The sequence below is a fragment of the Paenibacillus sp. FSL H3-0286 genome, from assembly GCF_045040705.1.
Taxonomy (GTDB): domain Bacteria; phylum Bacillota; class Bacilli; order Paenibacillales; family Paenibacillaceae; genus Paenibacillus_AQ; species Paenibacillus_AQ odorifer.
The window spans coordinates 2,958,073-2,972,685 of sequence record NZ_CP150285.1; the positions used below are offsets into that span (position 1 = coordinate 2,958,073).

Below are 14,613 nucleotides of genomic sequence, written 5' to 3' on the forward strand. Positions count from 1 at the left end.
CCTTATGAAGTATAATGATGAATTTCTGATCCGATTGCTGATGTTCTACCTCATGATAGTATGTTTCTAAAGGTTGTGCAAGAGTAGGCAGTGCCTAACAATACCCAGTTTTTTGCGTTTCTGCTACAATAAAAGAATTATAGTCGTTCGCGGCTGGAACAAAGTGAACAGGACTGCTATCGCTTGCTATGGATGCGGGTTTATCGAGAAGGGGATGGAGAACTTATGAAGAGCTTAGCGGTTGATTCGCTCATGCCGGAGATCGTGGAATGGAGACGCCATTTGCATCGTCATCCGGAGTTGTCTTTTCATGAAAAGGAAACGTCAGCGTTTATAGCAGATAAGTTAGCCAAATTCGGAATTGAAGTCAGAAAAAGCGGGACAGGGTATGGTGTGCTTGGCATACTACGGGGAAAGCGGCCGGGGAAAACTGTGGTTCTTCGTGCGGACATGGATGCCCTACCTATTAAAGAGGAGAACAAGAAGGATTACGTTTCGCAAAATGAAGGGGTAATGCATGCTTGTGGACATGATGGCCACACTTCTATACTGCTCGGTGTAGCCTCTTACTACAGCAGCCGGGTTGAAAAGCTGGAAGGGGAGCTGCGTTTTCTTTTTCAGCCCGCAGAGGAAGTATGCCCAGGAGGGGCGCAGGGAATGATTGCCGAAGGCATGTTAGAAGGAGCGGATGCAGTGTATGGTCTGCATCTGTGGACTCCATTGCCTATGGGAACTGTAGGGAGTGCTCCGGGACCGTTGATGGCGTCTGCGGACGAGTTTTTTATAGATATCATTGGCAAAGGCGGACACGGCGGCATGCCTAACCGTACCATTGATAGCATCGTGGCGGGAGCGGCGCTGGTGACCCAGCTCCAGAGCATTGTAAGCCGCTCTGTGAATCCGCTGGAGCCCGCTGTACTCAGTGTAGGGACCATCCAAGGAGGATTCGCCCAAAATGTCATTGCCGAGCAATGCCGGATCACAGGGACAGTACGGGCATTCGACGAGGAGACACGGCATTTGATACGCCAGCGAATCGAAGAAATGACCGTTTCTATTGCCAGCGCTTACGGGGCAGAAGCTAAGATAGATTACGTTATGGGATATCCTCCCCTCGTAAATCATGATGGTGAAGTGCAGCGGTTTTTCGAGGTGGCCCCAGCGGCTTTAGGAGAATCTGTTGAAGTGATTCGGATGGAAAAGCTGATGCCAGCTGAGGATTTTGCCTATTATGTTAAGGAGATTCCAGGCTGCTTTATGTTTGTGGGTGCCGGAAATCCGGATAAAGAGGCTGACTATCCACATCATCATAGCAAATTTGATTTTGACGAAGATGCCATGCTGCACGGAATGAAGCTGCTCATTGCTATGGCGAATTCCTGTATGCGTGAGAACACAATCGTATAATTTCGTTTCATAGAGGAGAACCTATTCCCATAACATGGAGACCATGATTAGGAGGGTTCATTCTTGAAGACAGTGAAAGAGGTTATGACGAAGGAGCCTGCAACGGTTACGCTGCAAGATAATGTGTATGAAGTTGCCGTGAAAATGCGAGATTATGACACTGGATTTATACCTGTTGTTGATAATGAAGAACATAAGACACTGCTCGGCGTAATTACTGACCGCGATCTCGTGATTAGAGGTTATGCAGCTAAACATCCTGGTTCAACCTCAGTGGAAACTGTAATGAGTAAAGAGATTCAGACCGTCTCGGAGAATACTTCAGTAGATGAGGCTGCAGAGGTAATGACTGGCTGGCAAATTCGCAGGCTGGCGGTGACACGTGACCAGAAGCTGGTGGGCGTTGTGTCGATTGGAGATCTGGCTGTGAGCGACATTTTTGCGGATGAAGCTGGTGAAGCCCTCCATGATATTTCGCAGCAGCACTTACATTAAATAGTCAGATAGGGAAGCTCATGACCGTTATGCGGGGATGGGCTTTTTCCTGTTATATGAAAATAAACAAAATTACATAGCGCAAGCTTAAATCACTTGAACACTAGGGAGGAAAAGCTATGAATGGATCAGGAGCTTGCATCGTACGCAGGGACCGGACAATTTTACTGGAATGTGCTCATCCGGATTTTGAGGTGGCAAGGAAAAAGCTAGGGACCTTCGCGGAGCTAATAAAAAGTCCTCCTGCTTACCATACCTACCGAATTACCCCTTTATCTCTTTGGAATGCAGCTGCGCTTAATTATACTGCTGAGGAGATTATCACTAGCCTGCATCACCTTGCACGCTGGGGTGTTCCCACAGGATTGGAGGAGGAAATTGAAACTCTTTTGTCCAGATATGGAAAGCTGACTCTTCATGGCCAAGAGACTCAGAATGAGGTCGTTATGTTAAGAGCGGATGCTCCTGAGCTTTTGAATGAATTGAGTGATGTACAAGGTCTAAAAGCGTTGGGTCTACTGAGAATAAATCCTCTGGAATGCTCGTGCCCCGCGGAGAATAGAGGGCTTTTGAAACAAGAGCTGATGAGATTGGGGTATCCAGTTCTCGACTACGCCGGATATCATGAAGGGCAAGCGCTTAGCTTGACCTGGAAGGAGAATCTCGATACCTGCAAGGCTGATTCGGCAAACGATTCATTTGGCTTACGTGAATATCAGCAGGAGGCCGTTCAGCTGTTTCAAGGGACAGAAGGACAAGGGGGAAGCGGTGTGGTGGTGCTGCCTTGTGGCGCAGGGAAGACAATTGTAGGAGTAGCAGTACTTGAAAGTCTCCAATGTGAAACCCTGATTTTAACTTCAAATACAACGTCCGTAAGGCAATGGATGGATGAATTGCTGGAGCGAACAGATTTGGCTGGAGAGGCAGTAGGTGAATATTCGGGTGAAAAAAGAGAAGTGCGGCCAGTTACCATTGCCACCTATCAAATATTAACGCATCGTTCGTCCAAAGACGGTCCGTTTCTCCATATGAAGCTGTTTAACGAACGCAATTGGGGCTTGATTATATATGATGAGGTTCACCTGCTTCCAGCGCCTGTATTTCGGGCTACAGCAGACATTCAGGCTACACGTCGACTGGGGCTTACAGCCACTTTGGTTAGAGAAGACGGGAAGGAAGGGGATGTGTTCTCTTTAATCGGACCGAAACGCTACGATTTGCCTTGGAAGGAGCTGGAGCAGCAGGGCTGGATCGCTGAAGTGGAATGTGTAGAGATCATTGTGCCGATGAATCCGGAGCTTAAACAAGAATATATGTACGCGGCGGCAAAAGAAAAATTTCGTATGGCTTCCTGCAATCCTGCCAAAGCTGAAATTGTAGCCAAGCTTCTAAAGGTCCATACAGGTTCTTCGGTGCTGGTTATTGGACAATATCTCGACCAGTTAAGTGAACTGGCTGACAGGATCGGGGCGCCTTTAATTACCGGCAAAACGAAGCAGCGTGAAAGAGACGAGCTATATGCGGCTTTTAACGAGGGAGATATACAGGTACTGGTGGTGTCAAAAGTAGCGAATTTCGCGGTGAATTTACCTGACGCGTCAATTGCTATTGAAGTCTCGGGAGCTTATGGATCACGGCAGGAGGAAGCCCAGCGACTAGGTCGAATCCTCCGTCCCAAAGCGGGGGAGAATAAAGCCTATTTCTATACACTGGTATCTGAAGATAGCCGGGAACAGGATTTCGCTTTGCGACGCCGGATGTTTTTGACTGAGCAGGGCTATGAATATGTCGTTAAAAAGATGCCGAGTGGAGAGGAGAGAACCATCCATTGAACCAGCTGTCTACAGAAGCATTAGAGGTCTTAAAGCGATTATGTGCAGCTTATGCTGCCCAGCCGTTTGAGGAAGGGAAGGAAGAACGATTGCGCCCTGTGGCGCTTTGTCGTGCTGAGCAAAAGCTTGCAATGAACGAATTGCGCCGCGAGGGGCTGTTAACTGCAAGGCATAAAATATTAGGCGAAAAGCTGTACCAGATTCCTGTTGATCAGCTGCCGGCAATTGAACAAGAATTTTTCCCGTATCAGCCGCAATTCATTGCCGGGCATTTAGTGAGTCTTACCATGGAAGCAGGAGCCGGACTGGCGATAGATTTGTTTCGGGCTTTGCTGTTCACCGCTTGGGAAGGGTTGCCGCTGACAGCCAAGGGGATTATTCATAAAAAGCATCTTAACCGCTTAGCGGCGCAGCTCTCTTTTGGGGAGGAGCATTTGCAAGGGCTCTCCGTGGGTTCTCTTTTAGAGGAACAGAAAACTCTTTCTGTCATAGCGACGGTGGATATCCTGCTGTGTCTTGGACTTATTCGCAGGCAGAGTGCCGGATACACGCTTGATCTGGAGCTGTTGGATCGTTGGCTGCAGCTTCCTGAAGCGACGATGAGTGACATTCTTTATGGGATTGTAATTAATCGCTCTGGAAGCGTGGGCCCAGCCGATCAACATTTTCGTTATATAATTTCTAATGCAGATTTTATCCCCGGGAAATGGATAATGTTGCCCGCACTATTAGACTGGATGATGGCTTCTAATCTCACAGGTAACATTGCCCGTAATGAGCTTGAGAAGTCAAGCTTGAACTGGTTACGTTGTTTAACAGGCTTTGGCTGGTGTGAACTGGGAGAAACCGCTGAGGGCATGTTGTGTTTTCGCTGGACCGCTGCTAAGCCAATGCTATCTGCTGAGAGGGGATCATTCGCTGCTGTTGGGTCTGGAGATACACAGGAACAGTTTATTGTGCAGCCGGATTTCGAGGTGCTGGTTCCACCGGAGGTCCCCTATTCTGTACGATGGACACTGGCTGGCTGCGCTGAGCTCCAGCAAAGTGATACGATATGGAGCTTCCGGCTGACGAAAGAGAGGTTGGAACTTGCAGCTGAGCGTGGAATGTCACCGAATGACATCATCTCCTGGATAAGCGAGCATGCTCTGGGCGGGCTTCCTTCGGTGGTTCAAATGTCCCTTGAGCAATGGGCAAAAAGCATTGGCCGTACTTCACTATCGCAAGTAATTCTCTTGACCTGTCAGACGGAAGCCGATGGAGCTGCTATCGCAGCTCACCCGCGTTTACAGGAGAATCTTGAACGTATCGGTCCTTTACATTTCATAGTGGACCCGGAATATATGGAACAGATACGAAAAGAACTGTACTCCGCGGGGCTAGCGCCTTCCAGAATCATTGGAGGACAAGGGGAGGATCCAAACGTAGGGTGGAGTTGGTTTCCTCATGAAACAGGAAACCCCGAGGCAACGTATGTTCTTCCAGAGCTGAATGTAGAACTAGGATTGCTGTCCAAAGGGAATCCTTTTCTTAACCTGCCGGTTATTGCTCCTGAACAAGAGGAGGAGATTCTCTTCGGTGGAGAAAATGTACCGCAGATCTGGAGCAAAGAATGGCGGCATTATCATAGCTCGACTGCACAAAAGGTGATGGAGCAAGGGTTAAGATGGGGAGTCAAGGTGCGTTTTGCACTAAAAGATCAGAAGTTAGATTTTATCCCTTCCCGCATAAGCGGAAATCCATGGAGAGTTTCCGGACAGCTGCTCTATCACGATGGTGAAACGGTTGAAGATATAGAGCTCACTCCGGAAGACTGGAAGGAAATGAAGTTAGTTATTCCCAAAGGACGAAGAAATTCCTCTTCTGCTCAAGCGAGTGATTATGGTATGATAGAAAAGTCTACTGAATCGGTAGATCATTAACGAAGAAAAGAGCTGAGTTCATGAGCGTAGCTGAAATAAATACGGTCGATATGGCTGAAGTGCTGACATACGCCTATGAATTAGGCGATATGATTAATCAATCCGCCGAGGTGTCGGATTACTTATACTGGAAAGGACGGGTTGATACGAACCCCGAAATTCAGGCCATGGTCAAACGACTTCAGACTAAGAAGGAGTTGTTTGAAGAAACACAGCGATTCGGACATTTCCACCCGAATTATCATTCAGCAAAGGCTGAGGTTTCGGCAGTAGAAGCTGAACTGGAGCGGTTCGAAGAAGTTGTTCGTTTCAAGCTGGCAGAGAAGACCCTTGACGACATTCTGCATTCCATGTCGGAAGCGATTGCTTTTTCAGTATCCGATAGCATTAAAGTACCAAGTAATGATCCTTCCCCTAAAGGTGGATGCGGCAGCGGGGGAAAATGCTCCTGCGGATAAGCTTCCCTTAGGATTTAGAGAGAGAAAGGCGGTTTAGCTTATGTTTGCGGAACGGACAGGATACATCATTTGGGTAAGTGACGTTAAAGCGGCACGTAACCTTGAGAAATACGGAACATTACATTATGTTTCTCGGAAAATGCATTATGCAGTTATGTATGTAAATGCAGAACGGGCCGAGGAAGTTATGAAGAATGTCCGCAGACTCTCCTATGTGCGAAAGATTGAAAGATCTTATCGTAACGAAATTAAGACAGAGTATACTAGTAATGGACCGGACAAGTCCCGTAATTACAGTATGTGATTCCAGGAGATAAACAGGCGCTTAAACAGCGTCTGTTTTTTTTATGCTTATTTACAAAAAAACGCCATTACTCTCGACGGTAGAAACTTGTACAACTTTCGGCAATGAGGTAAGATGACAACATTAAGTGCATACTAAGACCCTTATGGTGGAGTGTGATGATGATGCGCAACAAGGGGACGGATTGGCCCAGCACTTATGAGCCCTTCCACATCATGCTGAACGATTACAGGGTCGCCGATATCGTTATAACCAATCATGCGAAGAGCCGTTATATGGACCGCATCAGCAATGGTGCAAGCAATGCCGAAGAGGTCGCTGCATGGATGTGGCAGTGCCTAATGCAGAATCGGATCAAGCCCTTTTCAAGCAGTGATTATAACGCATATTTAATTGACGATGACTCTGTAGTAATCGCTGAGTTTACGGAATTGACAGGTGAGAGAGATCTCTCAGGCCAGCCATTATATTCTATGATCATCGTTTCGTTTCTTGGGAGAATCTCGGAGATGCCACAGTTGAGAGATTTAAAGACCTATTTTTCACTGCTGCGTAATTCTCACCGCACAAAGCTGTCGAAGAAGAAACGAAGACGCAAATAGTCTATAAAGAAACGGGCAAGAGGCATGCGGCGAGTCTGCATGTCCTTTTTAAAAATATAAGAATTTATATACAGCACGATTATAATATTCTTAAGTTTCTACGAGAAACGATTGTCGTCTTTAAAGGACGTTCTTTTTGTAATATAAGGAGTTGCGAAGCATGAACTTTCATCAGCTGCATATTTTTTATACGGTCTCCGAGCGGGGAAGCTTCTCGGCGGCGGCGCAGACTTTACATATGACTCAACCAGCTGTGACCATGCAGGTACAGGCACTGGAGGATTATTTTGGCACCAAATTGTTTAACCGTTCCACCAAAAAAATCGTACTCTCCGAAGCAGGGCACACCCTGATGCCATACGCGCTGCGCAGTATTCAGCTGATGCGTGAGACGGATCAAGCGATGTCAGCATTCACACATATGCTGGAGGGGCGGCTGCAGCTTGGGGCGAGTCTTACGATAGGAGAATATGTGCTGCCACGGCTGTTAGGCCCTTTCGGAAAGCAATATCCTAACATTTCAATTATGATGAAAGTGATGAATACCTCGCAAATTATGGAGGAAATCCTCAAGCATCAACTGAATTTTGGTTTAATTGAAGCCCCGGTCACACATCCGGACATGGAGATCGAGCCCGTGATGGGGGATGAACTGAAGTTGATCGTGCCACATGATCATCCACTTGCGGAGCAGCAAGAGGTTACCTTGGAGCAAGTGCTTCAGCATCCTTTTGTATTGCGTGAGCAGGGCTCAGGAACGCGGCGTGTGATGGAGGAGCAGCTGTTCTCCAAGGGACTTGATCCGGGAACTATGAAGATCGTGATGGAGCTTGGAAGTACGGGAGCTGTGAAATCAGCGGTGGAAGCAGGTCTTGGCATAACGATCATATCGACCTCTTCGGTCAAGCATGAAGTTGCGCTGGGACTGTTGAAAATTGTGAATATCTCCGATGCCTCTTTTAAAAGACAATTCTACGCCATTCATCTAAAATCAACACTGCTGCCAATTTCTGCAGTAACCTTCCTGACTTATTTGCGTGAGCATTCGAATCAAATCTGATAGTTAAAGCGGGGGATATTACAATGTCAATTGTTCTACGTGGAGAAAAGCTAGTATTGCGCGATATTACAGAGGCTGATTTTCAGAAGCTTTATTATCACTATCATGAAGCTGAAGACCGTGAACACTTGAAATGGGATGGTCCCTATAAATCTCTGACACATCAAAGATTCGAAAAGTTTACCGAGGACTACATAGGTCATTTGGCGTTAGTTGAGACGGAAACCCCGCGTAACCTGTTGATCATAGAAATAGACGGCAAGGTAAAGGGGAAAGTAGGGCGCTACTGGATATCGCAAGAAACCAACTGGATGGAGATTGGTATAGTAATCTTTGATTCTAGTTATTGGTCAGGTGGTTATGGTACGGAAGCGTTTAAGATGTGGATAGATTATTTATTTAATTCTCTTGATACAGTCCGTCTTGGAATAGGCACCTGGTCAGGGAATAAAAGAATGATCGGGTTGGCAGCGAAATGTGGCATGGTGGAGGAAGCTCGCGTCCGTAAAGCACGAATCGTGCGAGGAGAATACTATGATGCCATAAAAATGGGGATTCTGCGGGAAGAGTGGGAGAATGCAGGTAACCTATCTGCTAAGGATGTATGTGACCTCCATACCCATACTCAAGCCTCTGACGGCATGCAGCCGCCAGCGGAGAATGTACGGCTTGCTAAGGAGAAGGGGCTAAGCGCTGTTGCCATTACGGATCATGATACAGTAGCTGGCGTGAAGGAAGCCTGTGAAGCAGGAGAGAAGTACGGAATAACCGTTGTGCCTGGTGTAGAGATCAGTACGCGTGCTGGTGGCAAAGACATTCATGTGCTGGGCTATTATGTTGATCCTGAGAATGAACAATTTCTCTCACGTTTGGAAGGGCTAAGAGATACCCGGGCACTTAGGAATGAAGCGATAATTACCAAGCTGCAAGACCTTGGGATTGCGATTACCTTGGAACAGGTTATAGCGGGGATCGGGCGGGAATTGAAGCCTGATGAAAGCATCGGCCGGCCACATATTGCCGACGAGCTGGTTCGGCTTGGGGCAGCTACCGATATGAGAGATGCCTTCAACAAGTATTTGGCCGAGGATGCAGCAGCCTATGTGTCACCTCCCAGAATCACACCGGAGGAAGCTTGCGAGTGGATCATTGAGGCAGGAGGGTCTCCAGTATTAGCCCACCCGGGCTTGTACGGGGATGACCTTCTGGTGCGAGATATTCTGGAGCAAGGCGCTTTTAAAGGGATTGAGGTCTATCACTCTGATCACGGGCCTGCGGAAGAAGAACGTTATCATGTTATGGCTGAGGATTATAATCTGTTAATAACCGGAGGTTCTGACTTTCATGGTGCCCGTCAAGGCGTAATTTTTCACGGGGATATCGGCAGTGTTACGGTTTCTACAGAAGTACTGAAGTTTTTAAACAAGAAGGCATGAAATTAGTCGATTTGCGGAGCGAATTATAAAAACCTCCAGTCTTAGATGTTCAACATCTGCAGCTGGAGGTTTCTTTATATCTAGTAGTTAGCTTCTCAAAGTATTTGGAAGACTCTTAATTCTTTCCTCATTAGGTGTGACGAACAGTGTCTTTTGATGATCATAGATTACAAATCCCGGCTTGGAACCGCTTGGCTTACGTACATAGCGGATCAATGTACAGTCCACAGGCACACTGCTGGACTGTTTGGCTTGGCTGAAATAAGCGGCAAGCTGAGCGGCTTCTTCTAGCGTTGCATCTCCAAATTGCTCACTTCGGATGACCACGTGTGATCCGGGGATGTCCTTGGTATGCAGCCAAGTATCATTCGGAGAAGCCAGCCGATTGGTGACGTATTCGTTCTGCAAATTATTTTTGCCGACATAAATATCGATTCCTTCCGAAGAGGTGAAGACCTGTAATGTGGGTCTGGTGGCTTTTTTCTTCTTTTTACCCTTTTTGCTCCGGTCACGCAGATAACCTTGGCTTACAAGCTCGTCGCGGATCTCCTCAATGTCGTTGAGGGAAGCGTGGGCAAGTTGCTGCAGCAGACTCTCCATATACAAAATTTCCTCATGCGTCTTCAAAAGCTGTTCATTAATAACAAGCAGGCTGTTTTTATATTTGTTGTATTTTTTGAAATAACGTTGTGCATTGTCCGAAGGATTTAATAACGGATCGAGCGGAACCACCATTTCCGCCTGATTTTCATCATAATAATTGACCAAGGAGGCTTCTTTATCCCCTTTGGATACCGCGTGTAATGAAGCGAAAAGCAACTCACCCCAAATGCGGTAACGATCAGCATCCTGAGCTTCGTCGAGATCCTTCTGCAAATTAGCGAGTTTTTTAACGTTTTTGCTCCGTTCATTGCTGAGGAAACGGATCAAATCACTCACCCGTTGCTTTACAGTATCGCGCTCGGCTTTATCCCCGTAATAATCCTCCATACATTCACTGATGGAGTTGTAATGTTTCGCACTCTCACCTAGAAGTGTTAAGGGAATCGCAGAAAAAATCATTTTACCTTTTGCGTTTGCACCTGCAACAGGAGAAAACTCGTTATCACGTACGGGGCCCATTACGGAATGGAAGGCAACCCATAATTTTGTTGGAAACGCTGCTTCGGTTTCTGTAACTTCGCCTTTATCCAAGGTGTTTCTCAGACGAAGAGCAATTTCACCAGCAATCAGCGGGCTCATTCCGCTGAAAGCATGTACCATCCAGCCTACCGGGTCAGCTGAGGGAGATGGACCGCCAGAGCCGTCAGGTTTTTGCTCTACTGCTTCTTTTGTGATCAGATTAGCAAGCTCTCCCTCAATGATTTCTTCTGGCTCAGCTTCCTCCTCAACATCCTCTATCAGCGCAGCTTCTTCAGCAGCCGAGATTAAATTGAGAAATTGCTCCTGGCCGATTTTCAAAGGGTTCAGCTTATGCTGCTGAGGCGGCTCTGTGTAGGCGATGCCGGGCATCACAATCCGATAGCTGCTAATCGATGGAGTTACATGATGAATGCCGTCTATGATCGTTCCAGAGCTGAGATCAGTAAGAATGATGTTACTGTGCCGACCCATGAGCTCTATGATGATCTTTTTGGCAAATACGTCACCAAGCTCATCTCTAGTCTTGACGTTTATGTGAATAATTCGTTCCATGCCTACCTGCGTAATGCTTTCAATGGTCCCTCCCTCACAATGCTTCCGCATAAGCATGCAGAACATGGGGGCTTCCGAAGGATTAATGCTGTTTCTTTCGGTAAAATGCACCCGAGGATACGTAGGATTAGCAGAGAGCAGCAGCTTGCCGCCGCCACCTGCGCCGCGCAGGTTAAAAATTAAATCGTGATTGTTCGGTTGATATATTTTTCCTATACGTGCACCTATGAATGATTGCAATTCGTGCACGATAGCTTTGGTAACAATGCCGTCTAATGCCATGATAAAGCTCTCCTGTCGCCGTGAAATGAATTTCTTAAATATAAGAAAGTAAAAGTTTCACACAATACTTTATGTCTTATATTTCTCGCTCAAACGCCTACCTGTCCTTATAAGGACGCCAAAGACGTTTATGCTTACCTCTCTATGATGCCATACTTTAGGACATTCGCGCAAAAGGGGAATTGGATAGGGGTGATATTATTGGACGACCTTGAATACATTTGTCATGAACAGGTGGAAAAGCTGTGCGCCGCCGGAAGTAAAGAAACGACCGGGAGGGAAAGAAAAGTCATGGAACAAAACAGTTGGCACCGTCTCGGTGCAGAAGAGCTGCAGAAAATGTTCAATGTCCAGCCAAGGACGGGCCTCAGTGATGAGGAAGCCGCGGAGAGACGAAAGGAGAACGGGTACAACGAGCTGTCGGAAGGAAAGACAGTATCTCCGTTTACCCTGCTGTTGAACCAGTTCAAGGATTTCATGGTGCTTGTGCTCATGGGTGCAACGCTTGTATCCGGGTTGCTAGGCGAATACTTGGATGCCATCACGATCATCGCGATTATCCTACTGAATGGAGCGCTTGGATTTGTTCAGGAGTTTCGCGCCGAACGTTCGCTCAGAGCTTTAAAGCAGCTCTCCGCACCTTCTGCGAAAGTGCTACGTGGAGGGAATAGCGAGATTATCCCAGCCAAGCTGTTGGTGCCAGGCGATATTGTCTTGCTGGAGAGTGGTGATCGGATTCCTGCTGATGTACGTTGGTTGGAATGCAGTGCTCTATATGTGGAAGAATCCGCACTTACTGGGGAATCATTGCCTGTCTCGAAGCATTCGGAAGCGATCCGTGCAGAAGAGATTCCGCTTGGTGATCAGAAGAATTTAGGCTTCATGGGCACTATGGTAACCAGAGGAACAGGGAGAGCTGTTGTAATCCGTACCGGTATGAATACGGAAATGGGTAAGATAGCAGATCTAATCCAAAATACGGATTCTCAGGAAACACCTTTGCAGCACCGGCTTGAGCAACTAGGAAAGATTCTGATCTACGTATCTCTGGGATTGACAATTGTAGTTGTGGCAGCAGGTATTCTGCATGGACAGCCTGCCACCTCCATGTTCTTGGCTGGTGTGAGCTTGGCAGTTGCCGCGATTCCGGAAGGGCTCCCCGCTATTGTAACTATTGCGCTTGCGCTAGGTGTGCAGCGGATGATCAAACGCAAAGCTATCGTTCGTAAATTGCCGTCAGTGGAAACGCTGGGCTGTGCCTCGGTAATCTGTTCAGACAAGACAGGAACTTTAACGCAGAATAAAATGACGGTGACCCGATTATGGACGGGTGGACGTGGTCTTGAGGTAACAGGCGAAGGGTATGCTCCAAATGGACAGGTTCTGGAGAAAGGTAAAGCAGTGGATCTAAAACATGATCAAAGCTTACGGCGGATGTTGCAGGTCGGCGCATTATGCAGCAACGCGGAAATCATCGAGACCTTCCAGTCTGAAGTGCGAGGCAAACGCAAAGGGAAGGATAAGGATGCTATTCTTGAAAAGTCTGCAGACAACACTTCCGTTTGGGAACTGAAGGGCGACCCGACTGAAGGAGCACTCGTGGCACTGTCAGGAAAGATGGGTCTGACCGCTCAGACGCTTGCTGTAACCTACACTCGTGAACAGGAATTTCCGTTTGATTCTGAACGGAAGCTGATGTCTGTGATCGTAGGCCATCCTGGAGGACGGATGGTATGTACAAAAGGTGCGCCCGATGTACTGCTCAATCGCTGCTCATACATGCTTTGGGAGGGCGGTGTTGTGCCTTGTACGCCGACTTTGCGGCAAAAGGTGCTTGATGCCAATGAGCAGATGGCTTCTGGAGCCCTTCGTGTGCTAGGTATGGCTTACCGGGATATGCGTCCAAATGAACATGTGAATAGTGAAAAGGATGCGGAGAATCAATTAGTCTTTATTGGTTTGGCTGGAATGATTGATCCGCCACGTCGTGAAGTCCGCGATGCCATCAGCGTCACACGCCGGGCCGGGATTAAGACGGTTATGATTACCGGTGACCATGGAACAACTGCCGAGGCTATTGCTCACCAGCTGGGAATTCTGCAGCGTGGTGGAACGGTGCTGACAGGTGCTCAGTTAACCCGGATGGATGATGATGAGCTGGATAAGGTATCGGACAATGTGTATGTATTCGCCCGCGTATCTCCAGAGCATAAGCTTCGGATCGTTAAATCGCTACAACGTCATGGTCACGTAGTGGCTATGACCGGAGATGGAGTGAATGACGCTCCAGCCATTAAGGCTGCGGATATCGGAATAGCCATGGGTATCACAGGCACAGATGTGACCAAGGAAGCATCATCACTTGTTCTCGGAGATGATAACTTCTCTACGATCGTTGCTGCCATCGAAGAAGGCAGAAACATCTATGAGAATATTCGTAAATTCATTCGTTATTTGTTGGCATCCAATGTAGGAGAAATTCTGACAATGTTCTTTGCCATGATGCTCGCTCTGCCATTGCCACTCGTTCCCATTCAAATCCTTTGGGTCAATCTGGTGACAGACGGACTGCCAGCGATGGCCCTTGGCGTGGATCAGCCCGAGAAGGATTTGATGGAGCATAAACCGCGTGGTGCGAAAGAGAATATTTTTGCCCGCCGCTTAGGCTGGAAAATTATAAGCCGTGGACTCTTAATTGGCTTATGTACGCTAGGAGCATTTTGGCTAACTTTACGTATAGCACCAGAGAATCCTGCACAATTGATTCGCGCACAGTCGGTGGCTTTTGCGACACTCGTTATGGCACAGTTGATCCACGTCTTCGATTGCCGCAGCTCGCGCTCAGTGTTCCACCGCAATCCGTTCCAGAATAAGTATCTAGTGCTTGCCGTATTGTCATCAGTCTTACTAATGCTGGCCGTAATGTACGTGCCTGTGCTCCAGCCTGTCTTCAAAACAGTGCCGCTCAATTTCCGCGAATGGTGTCTGGTGTTTGTAACAGCCGGAATCCCAACCTTCTTGATGGGTGCCGGCAGTGTTTGGGGCGGCAAACGTAATCGGGGGCGCAGCGGCAGTACGATGATAAAAAGTACAAAAATTTCAGCATAAAGTCAATACTAA

General features: G+C 47.5%; 11 protein-coding genes and 1 pseudogene. 11 read left to right on the forward strand and 1 reads right to left on the reverse strand.

Annotation, left to right across the window (positions count from 1 at the left end; translation table 11 throughout):
* The first annotated feature begins 225 nt into the window (after window positions 1-225).
* The 10 genes and pseudogenes from MHB37_RS13250 (at window position 226) to MHB37_RS13295 (ending at window position 9,516) form a co-directional block, all read left to right on the forward strand.
* Window positions 226-1,407, forward strand: coding sequence for a M20 family metallopeptidase (locus MHB37_RS13250; RefSeq protein WP_405169486.1), 1,182 nt, complete (start codon window positions 226-228; stop codon window positions 1,405-1,407).
* Between the two features lie 63 nt (window positions 1,408-1,470).
* The gene (locus tag MHB37_RS13255) at window positions 1,471-1,902 is read left to right on the forward strand and encodes a CBS domain-containing protein (RefSeq protein ID WP_405169487.1); all 432 of its coding nucleotides are present in this window, start codon (window positions 1,471-1,473) and stop codon (window positions 1,900-1,902) included.
* Window positions 1,903-2,021: 119 nt separating this feature from the next.
* A complete protein-coding gene (locus tag MHB37_RS13260; protein ID WP_076280364.1) occupies window positions 2,022-3,734 on the forward strand; it encodes a DNA repair helicase XPB in 1,713 nt (570 codons plus the stop codon).
* Window positions 3,731-5,656 (forward strand): helicase-associated domain-containing protein, encoded by a 1,926-nt coding sequence (locus tag MHB37_RS13265; protein ID WP_405169488.1) that lies wholly within the window; start codon window positions 3,731-3,733, stop codon window positions 5,654-5,656. The genes MHB37_RS13260 and MHB37_RS13265 overlap by 4 nt, the downstream gene beginning before the upstream one ends.
* A 20-nt stretch (window positions 5,657-5,676) precedes the next feature.
* Window positions 5,677-6,114, forward strand: coding sequence for a YlbF family regulator (locus MHB37_RS13270; RefSeq protein WP_405169489.1), 438 nt, complete (start codon window positions 5,677-5,679; stop codon window positions 6,112-6,114).
* A gap of 40 nt (window positions 6,115-6,154) precedes the next feature.
* Entirely contained in the window at window positions 6,155-6,418 is a 264-nt protein-coding gene (locus MHB37_RS13275; RefSeq protein WP_036686170.1) for a YlbG family protein, read from the forward strand.
* A gap of 164 nt (window positions 6,419-6,582) precedes the next feature.
* Window positions 6,583-7,020 carry a hypothetical protein gene (locus tag MHB37_RS13280; RefSeq protein WP_076129159.1) on the forward strand — a complete coding sequence of 146 codons (438 nt, stop codon included), beginning with the start codon at window positions 6,583-6,585 and terminating at the stop codon, window positions 7,018-7,020.
* Window positions 7,021-7,180: 160 nt separating this feature from the next.
* Window positions 7,181-8,080 carry a selenium metabolism-associated LysR family transcriptional regulator gene (locus MHB37_RS13285; RefSeq protein WP_076129135.1) on the forward strand — a complete coding sequence of 300 codons (900 nt, stop codon included), beginning with the start codon at window positions 7,181-7,183 and terminating at the stop codon, window positions 8,078-8,080.
* Window positions 8,081-8,103: 23 nt separating this feature from the next.
* A pseudogene (locus tag MHB37_RS13290) lies at window positions 8,104-8,556 on the forward strand (GNAT family N-acetyltransferase); the annotation flags it as partial.
* A 72-nt stretch (window positions 8,557-8,628) separates the two neighbouring features.
* Window positions 8,629-9,516: a PHP domain-containing protein gene (locus tag MHB37_RS13295; protein WP_405169603.1), complete on the forward strand. Its 888-nt coding sequence runs from the start codon at window positions 8,629-8,631 to the stop codon at window positions 9,514-9,516.
* An 87-nt stretch (window positions 9,517-9,603) separates the two neighbouring features.
* Here the strand turns inward: MHB37_RS13295 and MHB37_RS13300 are convergent, their stop codons facing one another.
* The gene (locus tag MHB37_RS13300) at window positions 9,604-11,493 is read right to left on the reverse strand and encodes an NFACT family protein (RefSeq protein WP_405169490.1); all 1,890 of its coding nucleotides are present in this window, start codon (window positions 11,491-11,493) and stop codon (window positions 9,604-9,606) included.
* Between the two features lie 291 nt (window positions 11,494-11,784).
* Between MHB37_RS13300 and MHB37_RS13305 the strand changes: the two genes are divergently transcribed.
* The gene (locus MHB37_RS13305) at window positions 11,785-14,601 is read left to right on the forward strand and encodes a calcium-translocating P-type ATPase, SERCA-type (protein WP_076189874.1); all 2,817 of its coding nucleotides are present in this window, start codon (window positions 11,785-11,787) and stop codon (window positions 14,599-14,601) included.
* Window positions 14,602-14,613 lie beyond the last annotated feature (12 nt).